Raw genomic sequence first — 13,932 nt, forward strand, 5'->3', positions numbered from 1 at the left:
GCCAAACCGTTAATAATTCGAGGTTGTTATGGGTTTGTTGGCGCCATCAAGGCCGGTTACGCGAATTATTTCAATTTTTCCGGCAGGGCGACGCGCCCGGCCTATTGGTGGTTTCAGCTCTGGATCCTTCTGTTGCTGATGGGGCTGGGTATTTTCGGCGTCATGGCGATTGGAGTGCATGACGGCTCGGGCTTGAAGCTGGTGGCGGAGCTGTTCGCGGCGCTTTTTGGGCTGATGATCCTTCCCGCCATCAGCCTGCAGGTACGCCGGCTGCACGATGCCGGCCATTCGGGCTGGTGGGTGTTGATTTCCTTCCTGGCCCATGTCGCGCGCTCGATCTGGATGGTCGCCATGCGGCATGATCCCGGCATCGCGGCAGATCTGGTGGCGCTGCTGCTGGATCTGGTGTCGTTGGGGCTGAGCCTCACCATTCTGATTTTCTCGTTCCAGCGCTCCAAGCAGGGCTGAAGCTTCAACCGGGCACGCGGATCGCGCTCAACCCCGCCGCCAGGGCGATCTTCATGTCGCGCTGGTTGAGCGCGACGCAGCCCGCCGTCGGGGCGTAGTCTGGCGTGGCGATGTGGAAGAAGATGGCGGAGCCGCGGCCCGGCAGGATGGGGGCGAGGTTCCAGTCGAGCACGCCGATGATGTCGTAGACCGCATCCTCACGCCACAGCGCCTCGTGGCTCGGGCCGAAGGGCAGGCGGACGGGCTGGTTATAGGCTTTGTCCGCCGGGTCGTCGCACCAGCCATCGGACGGGGAGAGCGGCTCCAGCGGCACAGCGCAGCGCGGCGGGGGCAGGCGGTCGGCGCGGTAGAGCACCCGCACCAGTTTCAGCAGCCCGGTGGGGGTGGCGCCATCGCCTTCGCGTTTCTGGGCGGTGATGCCGCCGCGCCCATGGGCGGCGCGCAGGGTCAGCCCGGCGCCGCGCAGCGTCTCGCCTTGCAGGATGAACTCAACCAAGCAGATGGCCGAAGCGCCTGGCTTTCGTCTCCAGGTAGGAATCATTCACCCCGTTGGCCTCGAACTGGTGCGGGACGCGTTCGACGATCTTGATGCCGCAGGCGGCGAGGCTTTCGACCTTTTCCGGGTTGTTGGTCAGCAGGCGGATCTTCTCGATCCCCAAAGCCTCCAGCATGGCGGCGGCGATGTGGAAATTGCGCTCATCCGCCTGCCAGCCCAGGGCCCGGTTGGCATCCAGCGTGTCCAGCCCCTGATCCTGCAGCGTGTAGGCGCGCAGCTTGTTGATCAGCCCGATGCCGCGCCCTTCCTGGGCCAGATACAGCACCGCGCCGTTGCCCTCCTGGCCCATGCGGGCAATCGCCCCTTGCAGCTGCGGGCCGCAATCGCAGCGCAATGATCCCAAGAGATCGCCGGTGAAACATTCCGAATGCAGCCGCACCAGCGGGGCGTCCTGCGTCTCTGGCGTGCCGACCAGGATGGCCATGTGCTCGATGCCCTGGTCCAGCGCCCGGAAGGCGACCAGCCTGGCGTCGCGCGCCGCGTCCAGCGGCACCGAGACCTCGGCCACCTTCATCAAGGTGGAGGCCAGCTCCAGCGGATAGGCCAGCAGATCGGCGGCGGGGACGGTGAGCAAATCCGCGCCTTCGCGGCGGGTGGCCCAGCCGGGGCGCACCGGGGCCACAACCATCGCCGGCAGCAGGCGGGCGAGCTTGCCCAGCGCCAGGGCGGCGGCGGCTTCGTCCGGGGCTTCGATGGTGGAGAAGCGGGGCAGGATCTGTTCCATCGTCGGGTCGGCGGCGCGTTTCAGCGTCTCGGCGTCGATCAGCGGCCGGGCCAGCTCCAGCGCGATGGCGGGAGCGGTTTCCGGCACATCATGTTGCAGCACCGCGGCGGCGCGGGAGGGGGCGAGCAGCAGGGAAGCCGGGCCGGTGGAGAGAAGATCGATCAGCCGCAGCCCTTCCGCGCCCACCGTCTCCGCCGGGGCGATGATCAGCGGCTTGCGCGCGGCCAGCACCACCGGCACGCCGCGTCTGGCATCGGCGATGGCGCGGTGCACCGCCCGGGTGCGGGGGGTGCCGAGAGGGGCTTGAACGGAACGCAACGGCGAATTCATTTGTTTAAAATAGTGAGCCGCCGCGGATCTGGCCAGAGAGGCTGACAGGTAGGCGAAAACGGGCTAGAATTTGTTCAGATATCAAGGGAGTCGAACATGGCGGACCCGCGACCGATCCTGCTGGTTGACGACGACGTGGCGCTGCGCACAGCGCTTGCCGAGCAATTGCAGGTCAATGGCGAATTCGCGCCCGAAGAGGCGGGAAGCCTCGCCGAAGCGGAGACCCGGCTCGCCAATGGCAAACGCTATGATGCGCTGCTGCTCGATGTCGGGCTGCCGGACGGGGACGGGCGGGAATTCTGCAAGCGCCTGCGCGCCCGTGGCCTCAAGGCGCCGATTCTCATGCTCACCGCCTCGGTCGAGGAAGAGGATGTGGTGCAGGGGATGGAGTCCGGCGCCAATGATTATCTCGCCAAGCCCTTCCGGCTGAATGAGCTGCTGGCGCGGCTGCGCGCGCATATGCGCAGTTTCGAGAATTCCGAGGATGCCGAGATCAAGCTTGGCCCCTACAGCTTCCGCCCCGCCGCGCGCCAGCTGCTGGATGCCAAGGGGGCAAAATCCGCCTCACCGACAAGGAGGCGGCGATTCTCAAGCATCTCTACCGCGCCGGCAAGCCGGTGCCGCGGCAGACGCTGCTGGAGGTGGTCTGGGGCTATAATGAGGGCGTCTCGACCCATACGCTGGAGACGCATGTCTACCGGCTGCGTCAGAAGATCGAGGCGGACCCGCAGAATGCCAAGCTGCTGGTCACCGATGGCGGCGGGTATAGTTTGAACGCTTAGCGCAATGGGGGCGCTAATTTTTATCTAGATGCGCCGGAACCAGTCCGCGACGCGGGCCAGGCAGATTTCGAAAATTTCCAGCGAATCGAAGGGACGGCCGAGCCCGTCCGCGGGCAAAGTGAGCGGCAGGCTCAGGCTGCCCTCGATCATCAGATTATCGGCGCAGCCGAAATCCTCGATGATCAGCCCGGGCAGGGCGTCGCCCACCGCCTCGATCTGCGCCCCGGCGCGGGTGGCGAAGTTTTGCGCCGAGTTGGAATAGCCGAAGACCGGCTTGCCCTGGCCGAGAAACCAGCCCAGCTCGACCAGCGTGCCGGCATCCGCCGAGGCGCCGCGAAACGGGGTGAGGTTGGCGAGGATCGCATCGCTTTCGCGCATCATCCGCAGATCATCGGCGTAGATCGCCCGCCAGAGCTCGGCGGCGGGGCGGTTGAGGTCGAGATTTGGGTTGAAGGGGGCGATTCCCTCCAGCCCATGGGCGGCGCAGAGATCGCGCTTGGCCTGCGCCATCGCGGCGGCATGGGGCAGGAACACGTCCGGCCCGGCGAGATAGAGTTTCGGAACAGCCATGACGCAGGATTTGCGGGGCGGGCGGTGCCGGTCAAGGGGAGACGCCGGTTGGCCAGCATCACAGGGCCGCTCCGCGCCGATTCTCTCGCTCAGCCGCCGGGCAGGCGCGGCGCCGGGGCGGGGGCGGCGAACAGGGCGGCGCGCAACGGCAGCGGCAGGCTGCCATAGATCTCCGCCTCCCAATCCGGCTCGATGCAGCGCGCCCCGTTCCAGACCAGAGTCACCCGGGCGAATTCCTCGCGCTGCCCGGCGCCGGGCAGCAGATGGCGGTAGAACACCAGCCGCGCCGCGATGCGGTTGGCGGCGCGCAGCGTCTCGCGGTTGGCGGCGAGGCGGTAGCCCTCATCCCGGAACAGGATCGCCGCCGCCGGCAGGCGCAGCAGGATCGTCTCCTGCGCCAGCTGGCTGGCGGCGTGCAGATAGCGGGCATTGGAGTTGGGGCCGATGCCGCCCCAGCGATGCGCGATGCAGAGATGAATGGCCTCGCCCAGCTCGCAGGCGCTGACCAAGGCCTCCGGCCCGTTGCTGCCGAATTGCCGCCAGCTGGAGAGCAGCCCGGCCGGGTCGGCAAAGGCCGCGAGGGTGGTGGGCTGGCCGTCGCGCAGCAGAATGGCGCTGACATCCGCCCCTCCTGGCGCTGGCGCAGCAGCCTGACGCAGGCCTGATCCACCGCCGCCAGGCTCTCGAAACTGGCCGGGTCGGGCAGCACGGAAAACCCGTCCTTGGCGTCGGGCAGGTTCGAGAAGCGCCAGGCGGCATAGTCGGCGATGAGGGGAAGGCGGCGCGCTGGGCGCGCTGGGCGTCCTGGCGGGCCGCGTCCAGCGCGGCGAGGGCGAGGTGATGGGCGGGGCTGCCCAGCGGCGCCTGCGCCTCGGCGGCGCGTGCCGTGGCCAGCGCCTGTTGCGCGGCCCGCGCCAGTGCCGGCCAGTCTGGATCGTAAAACGGGTTGGGCGGGCTCTGCATGGTCAAAGCCGCGTGCGCGATAGGCGGTCTAGACGGCCTCGGCCGCCCAGGCATGCTGGCGCAGCATCCCCATCAGACCGTCAAAGGCTTCATCCAGCGTCTTGCCCGAGGTGTTAAAGGCGAGGTCGGACTTGGCGTAGAAGCCGACACGGCTTTCCAGCGTCAGCCGGATATCCTCGACGCCGTTGCGGTTGCCGGGCAGCTGGCGCAGATCGCCCTGGGCCAGCACGCGGGTGAAATGATCCTCAGGCGTGGCCTGCAGCCAGACGGTGAGGCAGTTATTCAGCAGCAGATCGAAGGTGGCATTGTCGCTCACCAGCCCGCCGGCGGTGGCGATGACGCAGGACGGGTAGGTTTGCAGCGTATCCTCCAGCGCCTGGCGCTCATAGCGGCGATAGGCGTTGGAGCCGTAGAGGGCCTGGATTTCCGCAGGGGCACAGCCGGCCAGCCGGGTGATTTCCAGCCGCAGCTCGACGAACGGATAGCCGAGCTTGGCCGCCACCATCTGCCCGAGCGTGGATTTGCCGGCGCCGCGCAAGCCCACCAGCGCGATGCGGTGATGCCGTGTGGCGCCACCATGCGGGCGGCTATTGCCGAACATGTCGCTCAAACCCTGCAAGGCGCGGGCGATCTCGCTCGGCTCGCGCCCATGCAGCAGCCGGCGGATGGAGAGCCATTCCGGGGAGGAGGTGGTCTCGTCCCCCAGCAGCTCGGCCAGGGAGCAATCCAGCGCCTGGGCGACTTGCGCCAGCACCAGAATCGAGACATTTCCGGTGCCCGATTCCAGATTGGCCAGATGCCGCTCGGATACATCCGCCTCGCCGGCCAGAACCCGGCGCGTCATGCCCCTGCGGGCGCGCAGCAATTTCACGCGCTTGCCAAGGCCAGGGAGAATTTCGGACTCGTCGATCGGCGTCATGGGGTCTGGTTCAATTCGGAAGCCATCGCCGCGCGTTAGCACTTTTTTGCCGAAGGACAAAGGGGAAGTCACGAATATTTTGTAATATAGTGCACAAAGCTTTTGCGGACAGGCAGGTTTTGGGCAGTCTGCCGCGTGTTTTGCGTAAAAACCGCGCCCCTTGCCGGGCGCCGGGGCGGGTGCCATCTCTTGTGCCATGACAGAGCATAACGATTCGGTGGGCTGGCATGGCACCACCATTTTGTCCGTTCGCCGCAATGGCCAGGTTGTCGTGGCCGGGGACGGGCAGGTATCGCTCGGCAACACCGTTGTAAAGGGAAACGCGCGCAAGGTGCGGCGGATTGGCAATGGCAGCGTGATCGCCGGCTTCGCCGGGGCCACGGCTGACGCCTTCACCCTTCTGGAACGGCTCGAAGCGAAGTTGGAACGGTTTCCCAACCAGTTGGAGCGCGCCTGCGTGGAGCTGGCGAAGGATTGGCGGACGGACCGCTATCTGCGCCGGCTGGAGGCGATGTTGATCGTCGCCGACAAGGAGAGGGGCTTTACCCTCACCGGCAATGGCGATGTGCTGGAGCCCTCCGATGGCATCATCGCCATCGGCTCCGGCGGCAATTACGCCCTCTCGGCCGCGCGCGCGCTGATGACGGTGGATGATCTCTCCGCCGAGGAGATCGCCCGCCGGGCGATGAAGATCGCCGCCGATATCTGCATCTACACCAACGAAAACCTGGTTGTTGAAACGATTTAAATGGACATTCCTGTTTATTCCCCCGCGAGATCGTCTCCGAGCTCGACCGCTTCATCATCGGCCAGAACGACGCCAAGCGCGCCGTGGCCATCGCCTTGCGCAATCGCTGGCGCCGCCAGCAGCTGCCGGAGGAGATGCGCGATGAGGTGGTGCCGAAAAACATCCTGATGATCGGCCCGACCGGCTGCGGCAAGACCGAGATCGCTAGGCGCCTCGCCAAGCTGGCCCAGGCGCCGTTTCTGAAAGTGGAAGCCACCAAATTCACCGAGGTCGGCTATGTCGGCCGGGACGTGGAGAGCATCGTGCGCGATTTGGTGGAAGCTTCCATCACCATGCTGCGCGAGCAGAACCGTAAGGGCGTGGAAGCCAAGGCGGAACTCAACGCGGAGGAGCGGCTGATTACAGCGCTCGTCGGCGAAGGGGCGTCGGCCGATACGCGGGTGAAATTCCGCCGCATGCTGCGCGCCGGCGAGCTGGAGGATAAGGAGATCGAGGTGTCGATTTCCGAGGCGCCGGGCACGCCGATCGGCATGATGGACATGCCCGGCATGCCGCCGGGCGGGGCGATCAATCTTGGAGACATGATGAAGGGCATGTTCGGTCGCCAAGCGCAGAAGAAAAAGATGCTGGTGCCGGATGCGCGCCGTGCCTTGCAGCGCGAGGAGGCGGACAAGCTCCTGGATACCGAACAGCTGACCAAGGATGCGCTGATGCATGCCGAGCAGAACGGCATCGTGTTCCTCGATGAGATCGACAAGATCTGCGCGCGCTCCGATAGCGGCTTCAAGGGCGGCGATGTCTCGCGCGAAGGCGTGCAGCGCGATCTGCTGCCGTTGATCGAGGGCACCACGGTCTCGACCAAATACGGGCCGGTGAAGACGGATTATATCCTGTTCATCGCCTCGGGCGCCTTCCATGTCGCCAAGCCCTCGGACCTGCTGCCGGAATTGCAGGGGCGGCTGCCGATCCGCGTCGAGCTGAGCTCGCTCTCGCGCGATGATTTCAAGCGCATCCTCACCGATACCGAGCATTCGCTGCTGAAGCAGTCGGTGGCGTTGTTGGGCACTGAGAAGGTGGATCTCACCTTCGCGGATGACGCGGTGGATGAGATCGCCTCGCTCGCTTTCGACATCAATGAGCGGGTCGAGAATATCGGCGCGCGGCGGCTGGCGACGGTGATCGAGCGGATGCTGGAGGAGATTTCCTTCACCGCCACCGACCGTTCCGGCGAGGCGATCACCATCGATGCCGCCTATGTGAATGAGAAAGTGGCGCCGCTGGCCAGCAAGGGCGATCTGTCGCGATTCATTTTGTAGAGCAACATGACCCTGATTGGACTCATTCAGGGTCATAAAGTTGCTCGCCAAAACAAAGGGCTAGAGCGCGCTGGCCGTTTACGGTCAGCGCGCTCTAGCCGGCAAAAGCCACGGGCGTGGTGAAGCTTGGCGGCGGGCGCGAAAGGGAGCAAAAGGCGGGCATGAATGTTCGTCTGGCTGGATTGATTACGGCCCTCCTGGCGGCCGCCGCTCTCGGTGTCGCGTATTTCGCCCAATATGGGCTGCATCTGGTGCCGTGCGAGCTGTGCCTGATGGAGCGCTGGCCCTACCGCATCGTCATCCTGCTGGGGCTGCTGGCGCTGCTGTTCGGCGGGCGGTTCGGCCGGGTGCTGCTGGGGCTGGCCGGGCTGGCGATGCTGGCGGATATTTTCATTGCCGGGCTGCATGTCGGCGTGGAGTTCGGCTGGTGGCCATCGCCCTTGCCGGAGTGCAATGGCATGCTCACCCCGGGGGCGGCGCTGCCGATGACGCCGGCGGTGCCGTGTGACCGGCCGGTGCATCTGCTGGCCGGGGTCCCGATCTCGATGGCGCAGATGGATTTCTGTGCCGCCATCATCCTGACCGTGCTGTTTTTTAGCATGGCGGGGGGCGGCCGAAGCGGAGGCGGTGATGGACGAGACGATCAAGCGGTTTGTACGTGTGGACCATGCCGGCGAATATGGCGCCGAGCGCATCTATGCCGGGCAGCTGGCGGTGCTGGGGCGCGGGCCGAAGGGTGATCTGCTGCGCCACATGCTGGAGCAGGAGACGGTGCATAAGCAGACCTTCGAAGGGCTGATCGCCGCGCGGCGCTCCCGCCCGACGGCGATGCTGCCGATCTGGCGTGTGGCCGGCTTCGCGCTGGGCGCGTTGACCGCGGCGCTGGGCGAGAAGGCGGCGATGGCCTGCACCGTGGCGGTGGAGGAGACCATCGACGAGCATTACGCCGCCCAGCGCGATGCGCTGCCCGAAGGCGAGCAGGAGCTGGCGGAGACGATCGAGCGCTTCCGGCTGGAAGAGCTGGAGCATCGCGATATCGGGCTGGAGCACGGCGCCGAGCAGGCGCCGGCCTATAAATTGCTGACCGGGCTGATCAAGGCCGGCTGCAAGGCGGCGATCAAGATCAGCGAGGCGGTTTAACCAATAAACGGGAGGCGGGCATGGACCAGTACAGAACCTTGCAGGATCTGCGTGAGTATCTTGCCCGCTTGGAAAAATGGTTCGCCCGGCCGATTACGGCTGGGGAGCATCCGACACTGTATACGGAAAGCTCCTCCAGCCGGCAGTTGATCTGCGGCATTCAGCGCGATGATTATATGTTTTCTGGCGATGGGAAATGGATTTTACCCTCGCGCTGCCATGGGCTCTCCTTCTCCGCGCATTGGCAGCATCTTAAAGGTATCCACAGGCTGAAATCCAAGCGCAATCCGGGCAAGCAGATTTCGGTGTACTGGGTGCTGTCCGAGATGGATCTGCCGGACGGGCTGGAATTCGTGGCAGATGAGAAGGACCCGCAGCATTATCTGTTATGCGTGACCGCGACCATGCGGGTGGAGGAACTGCGCGATAAGCTGATCAGGCTCGGCGATCGGATGGCGGTGATCCGGGATGCGCAGGTGGCACTTTGATCCCGTTTCGCTTTGAGGCTGACCGGCAATTGGCGCTGGACTATGCCCGCACGCTGGGCGATGCGGCGGCGGCGGCGATTTTGACCGCCGGGCGGGTGGAGAGTGCCGAGCAGGCGCGGGTTCTGGCGCGCTTCTATTGGGCGATGGTGGATGCCAGCCTGGAGGAAGATATCGAGCCGGAGCTGGAAAATCTGCATAACGCGTTTTCGGCCGGTTGCTACCAGGCCGGGTTCATCGAGATTTGGCACGCGGAGATACCTGAGGATTAGGCGCCAGGCCTAGCGCCCGCATGGCAGCCTCCCGAAGAAAAACCCTGTTTTTCAGGCGGCTTGCCCAGTAAGCGGGAAATATGTCCGCAACACTGGCCCAGCAAGCCGCGCCGCCTTTGCCTGACGGCCTTCCCAAGCACGCGCGTATGCGGGCGATGATCGCTGTTGCCATGGCGGTTTTGCTGTCCGCGGTGGATTATACGGTGGTGAATATCGCGATGCCCACCATCGCGCATGACGTCCATACCAGCAATTCCGCGGCGATCTGGATTGTGAATGCCTACCAGCTGGCGAATTTGATCGCGCTGCTGCCGGTGGCGAGCCTGGGGGAGCGCTTTGGCCATGCGCGCATGTGCGTGCTGGGATTGTTGGTGTTTTCGGCCGCGTCATTATTATGCGCGATGTCGCAGACCCTGCCGGAATTGGCGCTGGCGCGCGCGGTGCAGGGCGTGGGGGCGGCCTGTATTCTGGGCGTGAATGCCGCATTGATCCGCTATATCTACCCCGCCAATCTGCTCGGGCGGGGCATTGCCTTGAACGGCCTGACCATCGCGCTCGGCGTGGCGCTGGGGCCGTCTCTGGCCGCCCTCGTGCTGTCCTTCGCGAGCTGGAAATGGCTGTTCCTGATCAATCTGCCGCTGGGGGCGCTGGCGTTCTATTTCGCGATCACCTCGCTGCCGCGCACCCCGCAAACGCCGGCGCGGCTGGATCTGCTGAGCGTGGTGCTGCTGGCGCTCGGGCTTTCGGGCATCGTCATGGGCGGCGATAATTTCGCCCAGGGCGGGGGCGCCGCGCAGGGGCTGGGGCTGATCCTGGTCGGGGCGGTGGCGATGGCGCTGCTGGTGCGGCTGCAGCTGACCCGCGCCAACCCGCTGCTGCCGGTGGATCTGCTGGCGCGCAGCGGCTTTTCGATTGCCTTCGTCACCGGGTTTCTGTCCTTCGTGGCCTCGAATTTCTTCATGATCTCGATGCCCTTCAACCTGACCGATGTGCTGCATCGCGGCCCGGCGGAGACGGGGCTGGTGATCACCTCCTGGCCGGTGGCGATCGTGCTTTCGGCGCCGATCATCGGGCGGCTGACGGATCGGTATCCGGCGGCGATGCTCTCGACGCTGGGGATGGTGATTTGCGGTACCGGGTTTCTGCTGCTGCGGTTGCTGCCGCATGACCCGAGCGACCTCAACATCATGTGGCGGATTTACCTGGCCGGCACCGGGTTCTCGATGCTGCAGCCGCCGAACAACAAGGCGATGCTGATGACGGCGCCGAAACAGCGGATCAGCGGGGCCTCGGGGATGATCTCGGTGGCGCGGCTGTTCGGGCAGACGATTGGGGGCATGCTGGTGGCGTTGACTCTGGGGCTGGCGCATCCGATGCCGACGCAGACTTGTTTGGCGCTGGCGGCGTTCACCGCCTATGTGGCGGCGGGGTGCAGCCTGTCGCGGGTGTTGGCGAAGCAGGAAAATTAGCGGAAGTTTTTGAGGGTGTGGGAACTTTTTTCAAAAAGTTCCCACGAACGTTCGGGTGGTGGCAACGCCAGTGCCAACACCCCAGGCGTTTCGCGGCCCTTTTTGAAAAAAGGGCCGCCCCCCAAAAAATTTTGGAACTTAGCTCAGTGCTTCGGCGCAGGCATCCAGGATGGCGTCGGCGTCCATCTCATATTCCCGGTACAGCTCCGCCACCGTGCCGGACTGGCCGAAATGGTCCGGCCCCAGCGCCATCACCCGCTGGCCACGCACCGCGCCCAGCCAGCTATGCGCCGCCGGGTGCCCATCCAGCACTGTCACCAGCGCCGAGCCGGGGGCCAGAGGGGCGAGAATATCCTCGATATGCGATGTCGCCTTCTCCCCGCGCGGCGCTGGCGCTGGGCGGCGCGCCAGCCGGCATAGAGCCGGTTCGGGCTGGTGATGGCGAGCAGCCCGGCCTCCGGCACATCCTCCCGCAGCAGGGCGAAGGCTTTTTCCGCCTCCGCCGCCATCGGGCCCTGATAGGCGATGGCGATGGACGCACCCGGGGCGGGCGGGGTGATCCAATGCGCGCCGGCGATCACATGCGCCTCATTCAGCGTACGCGTGGGCTGCGGCAGGGCGAAATTGGAGAGGCGCAGCCAGACCGCCGAGCCGTCCGGTTTCTGCATATATTCGAAGGCATGGCGCATCATGATGCGCAGCTCGTCGCAATAGGCCGGCTCGAAGGTGGCCAGCTTGTCCTGCACGATGCCCAGCAGCGGAGTGTTGGTGGCCTGGTGCTGCCCGCCTTCCGCTGCCAGCGTGATTCCGGACGGGGTGGAGACCAGCAGGAAGCGCGCATCCTGGTAACAGGCATAATAGAGCGCATCATGGCCGCGATTGACGAACGGATCGTACACCGTGCCCACCGGCAGCAGCCTGGTGCCGTAGAGATCCTGCGCCAGCCCGGCGGCGCCCAGCAGCAGGAACAGGCTCTGCTCGGCAATGCCCAGCTCGATATGCTGGCCGCCGGGATGCATGTCCTTGCGGACCATCGAGGCGACCTTGCTCTTGCGGAACACATCCTCCTGCGCCTTGCGGGCGAACATCGAGCGGCGATTGATCCAGGAGGTGAGGTTGGTGGAGGTGGCCACATCCGGGCTGGAGGTGACGATGGCCTGCGAGAGCGCCTTGCTCTCGCCCTGGGCGCGGCCGATTTCGGAGAGGATTTCGCCGAACCCGGCCTGGGTGCTCATTTTGCGCCCGGCGGTGCGCGGGCCGGGCAGGGTGGCGGGCACCGGCACGGCTGGGGCGGTGAGCCGACGCCCGGCGGGGGAGAGCGGCTGCGCGTAGGGCGCTTCGTTGATGAAGCGCTCGATCCGGTGCGGGTTTTCCAGCCCTTCCAGCCGGTCCCATTCATGGCCGGGGCGGATCCTCATGGCGGCGCGGAATTCGTCCATCTGCTCGGGCGTCATCAGCCCGGCATGGTTGTCCTTATGCCCGGCCAGCGGCAGGCCGTTGCCCTTGATGGTGTGGGCGAGGAAGAGGGTCGGCTGGTCGGAACTGGCGGCCTGGGAGAAGGCACCGGTGAGGGTGCCGAGATCATGCCCGGCCAGGTTGGTCATCAGCGCCGCCAGCGCGGCATCGTCCAGCGGGTCGATGAGGGCGCGCAGCGGGCGGCTGCGGCCGATATCGCGCAGCAGCGCCTCGCGCCAGGCCGGGCCGCCCTGGAAGGTCAGCGCCGAGTAGACGGAGTTGGGGCAGTCATCCAGCCAGGCGCGCAGGGCGCTGCCGCCGGGGCGGGTGAACACCTCCTGCAAGGCGCGGCCATAACGCAGCGTCACCACGCGCCAGCCCATGTCGCGGAACAGGCCTTCAAAGCGGCCGAAGAGGCGGTCGGGCATCACCGAGTCCAGGCTCTGGCGGTTGCAATCCACCACCCACCAGACATCGCGGACGTCATGCTTCCAGCCCTCCAGCAGGGCCTCGTAGATATTGCCCTCGTCCAGCTCCGCATCACCGGCGACGGCGACATTGCGGGCGCGTTTGGCGCCTGCGGGCAGCATCTCATGCGCCTGCACGTAATCCTGGATCAAAGCCGAGAAGCTGGTGATGGCGACGCCGAGCCCGACCGAGCCGGTGGAGAAATCGATCTCGGCGCCATCCATGGCCCGCGACGGATAGGCCTGGGCGCCGCCGAACTGGCGAAACAGCTCCAGCTTTTCGCGGCTCTGCCGGCCGAGCAGGTAATTCACCGCATGCAGCACCGGCGAGGCGTGGGGTTTGACGGCGACGCGGTCCTGCGGGCGCAGCGCATCGAAATACAAAGCCGTCATGATCGAGGTGACGGAGGCGCAGCTGGCCTGATGCCCGCCGACCTTCTCGGCGGTGAGGTTGGGGCGGATATGGTTGGCGTTATGGATGATCCAGGAGGACAGCCAGAGCAGCTTGCGCTCGATGGCCGCCAATGTTTCCAAGGTTCCCGTGCTGTGCCCGAGCGGCCGCATCTCATTCATACCGGCATTATAATGCCTTTTGCGTCAACATGGAATGCATAACCCCGCCCTTGCGGGCGGGGTTATGGCAGGGGCGACGGCTTTAATAAGCCGAGCCGGCGATGATGCTGGCGATGATGCCGCTGCTGATCGCGATCATCAGGAACTGGCCGTTATAATTCACCCACTCATAGCCCGGCGGCGGGCGATGCAGATGGTAGCGGTCCCACTCGTCATGCGGCACTACCCGGCGCGCGCCGTTGAAATGGTCGCCCCGCGCCCAGTGACCATCCGGGCCGCTGGGGCCGTGGCGGTATTGCGGGCCGCCATGATATTCGGCGCCTTGCGGGCGGTGGTCGGCGGGCGGGCGGTGGTCGCCGCCTTGCGGGGCGCCGTGATTCTCCCCCTGCAGGCCGAAGAAGCCGGACCCGTTATGCTGGCCGCCCTGCGGCCCGCCATGGTCTCCACCCTGCGGCGCGCCGTGATTGCCACCCTGCGGACCGCCGTGATTCTCGCCTTGCGGGGCGCCATGCGGCTGGCCGCCATCCGGGCCGCCATGGTCGGGCTGGGCCAGGGCCGGGCCGGCCAGCAGGGCCAGCGCGGCGACGCCGGAGAGGAAAGTTTTACTAAAGCGCATGACTGCGTCTCCTTTCGATGACAGGAGTATTGGGGTGGAAAAGGGCAATTCCAGGCCAGGGCAAATGGATTTTGTGATA

17 protein-coding genes and 1 pseudogene are annotated in these 13,932 nt (G+C 65.7%); 10 read left to right on the plus strand and 8 right to left on the minus strand.

The window, feature by feature from the left end; genetic code table 11:
• Window positions 1-45 precede the first annotated feature (45 nt).
• On the plus strand, window positions 46-468 hold the full coding sequence (locus GT370_RS01080; protein ID WP_270184333.1) for a DUF805 domain-containing protein: 423 nt from the start codon (window positions 46-48) through the stop codon (window positions 466-468).
• Between the two features lie 4 nt (window positions 469-472).
• On the opposite strand, the gene GT370_RS01085 is transcribed toward GT370_RS01080, so the two are convergent.
• Together GT370_RS01085 and ribA are read right to left on the minus strand one after the other, a co-directional pair.
• Window positions 473-964 (minus strand): L,D-transpeptidase family protein, encoded by a 492-nt coding sequence (locus GT370_RS01085; protein ID WP_008493677.1) that lies wholly within the window; start codon window positions 962-964, stop codon window positions 473-475.
• A complete protein-coding gene (ribA, locus tag GT370_RS01090; protein ID WP_008493676.1) occupies window positions 957-2,066 on the minus strand; it encodes a GTP cyclohydrolase II in 1,110 nt (369 codons plus the stop codon). Before ribA ends, GT370_RS01085 begins: the two co-directional genes overlap by 8 nt.
• 108 nt (window positions 2,067-2,174) lie before the next feature.
• Between ribA and GT370_RS01095 the strand changes: the two are divergent.
• Window positions 2,175-2,860: pseudogene (locus GT370_RS01095) on the plus strand (response regulator transcription factor).
• 24 nt (window positions 2,861-2,884) lie between these two features.
• Here the strand turns inward: GT370_RS01095 and GT370_RS01100 are convergent.
• Entirely contained in the window at window positions 2,885-3,430 is a 546-nt protein-coding gene (locus tag GT370_RS01100) for a nucleoside 2-deoxyribosyltransferase (protein WP_008493674.1), read from the minus strand.
• A gap of 89 nt (window positions 3,431-3,519) precedes the next feature.
• A complete protein-coding gene (locus GT370_RS01105; protein WP_270183764.1) occupies window positions 3,520-3,939 on the minus strand; it encodes a hypothetical protein in 420 nt (139 codons plus the stop codon).
• Between the two features lie 24 nt (window positions 3,940-3,963).
• Between GT370_RS01105 and GT370_RS01110 the strand changes: the two genes are divergently transcribed.
• Window positions 3,964-4,095, plus strand: a complete 132-nt coding sequence (locus GT370_RS01110; protein WP_270183765.1) for a hypothetical protein — start codon at window positions 3,964-3,966, stop codon at window positions 4,093-4,095.
• A gap of 326 nt (window positions 4,096-4,421) precedes the next feature.
• Here the strand turns inward: GT370_RS01110 and GT370_RS01115 are convergent, their stop codons facing one another.
• On the minus strand, window positions 4,422-5,312 hold the full coding sequence (locus tag GT370_RS01115; RefSeq protein WP_008493672.1) for a helix-turn-helix transcriptional regulator: 891 nt from the start codon (window positions 5,310-5,312) through the stop codon (window positions 4,422-4,424).
• A gap of 196 nt (window positions 5,313-5,508) precedes the next feature.
• Here GT370_RS01115 and hslV point away from each other — a divergent pair, with 196 nt between their 5' ends.
• The 7 genes from hslV (at window position 5,509) to GT370_RS01150 (ending at window position 10,742) form a co-directional block, all read left to right on the plus strand.
• Window positions 5,509-6,060, plus strand: coding sequence for an ATP-dependent protease subunit HslV (gene hslV, locus GT370_RS01120; protein ID WP_008493671.1), 552 nt, complete (start codon window positions 5,509-5,511; stop codon window positions 6,058-6,060).
• Between the two features lie 29 nt (window positions 6,061-6,089).
• Complete coding sequence (hslU, locus tag GT370_RS01125; RefSeq protein WP_270184334.1) at window positions 6,090-7,376, plus strand: ATP-dependent protease ATPase subunit HslU; 1,287 nt, start codon at window positions 6,090-6,092, stop codon at window positions 7,374-7,376.
• Between the two features lie 161 nt (window positions 7,377-7,537).
• Entirely contained in the window at window positions 7,538-8,116 is a 579-nt protein-coding gene (locus GT370_RS01130) for a disulfide bond formation protein B (RefSeq protein ID WP_270183766.1), read from the plus strand.
• Entirely contained in the window at window positions 8,037-8,516 is a 480-nt protein-coding gene (locus GT370_RS01135; RefSeq protein WP_333489995.1) for a demethoxyubiquinone hydroxylase family protein, read from the plus strand. Before GT370_RS01130 ends, GT370_RS01135 begins: the two co-directional genes overlap by 80 nt.
• 20 nt (window positions 8,517-8,536) lie before the next feature.
• Window positions 8,537-9,004 carry a hypothetical protein gene (locus GT370_RS01140; protein ID WP_035180037.1) on the plus strand — a complete coding sequence of 156 codons (468 nt, stop codon included), beginning with the start codon at window positions 8,537-8,539 and terminating at the stop codon, window positions 9,002-9,004.
• Entirely contained in the window at window positions 9,001-9,273 is a 273-nt protein-coding gene (locus tag GT370_RS01145) for a hypothetical protein (protein ID WP_008493665.1), read from the plus strand. The genes GT370_RS01140 and GT370_RS01145 overlap by 4 nt, the downstream gene beginning before the upstream one ends.
• 80 nt (window positions 9,274-9,353) lie before the next feature.
• The gene (locus GT370_RS01150; RefSeq protein ID WP_026440155.1) at window positions 9,354-10,742 is read left to right on the plus strand and encodes an MFS transporter; all 1,389 of its coding nucleotides are present in this window, start codon (window positions 9,354-9,356) and stop codon (window positions 10,740-10,742) included.
• 138 nt (window positions 10,743-10,880) lie between these two features.
• Here GT370_RS01150 and GT370_RS20655 read toward each other — a convergent pair whose 3' ends face one another.
• The 3 genes from GT370_RS20655 to GT370_RS01160 form a co-directional block, all read right to left on the minus strand.
• On the minus strand, window positions 10,881-11,060 hold the full coding sequence (locus tag GT370_RS20655; RefSeq protein WP_333489997.1) for a hypothetical protein: 180 nt from the start codon (window positions 11,058-11,060) through the stop codon (window positions 10,881-10,883).
• Window positions 11,057-13,237 (minus strand): transketolase, encoded by a 2,181-nt coding sequence (locus GT370_RS01155; protein ID WP_333489998.1) that lies wholly within the window; start codon window positions 13,235-13,237, stop codon window positions 11,057-11,059. The genes GT370_RS20655 and GT370_RS01155 overlap by 4 nt, the downstream gene beginning before the upstream one ends.
• A gap of 82 nt (window positions 13,238-13,319) precedes the next feature.
• Window positions 13,320-13,853 (minus strand): RcnB family protein, encoded by a 534-nt coding sequence (locus GT370_RS01160; RefSeq protein ID WP_008493662.1) that lies wholly within the window; start codon window positions 13,851-13,853, stop codon window positions 13,320-13,322.
• Window positions 13,854-13,932 lie beyond the last annotated feature (79 nt).

This window comes from Acidocella sp. MX-AZ03 (assembly GCF_027626035.1).
Lineage (GTDB): Bacteria > Pseudomonadota > Alphaproteobacteria > Acetobacterales > Acetobacteraceae > Acidocella > Acidocella facilis.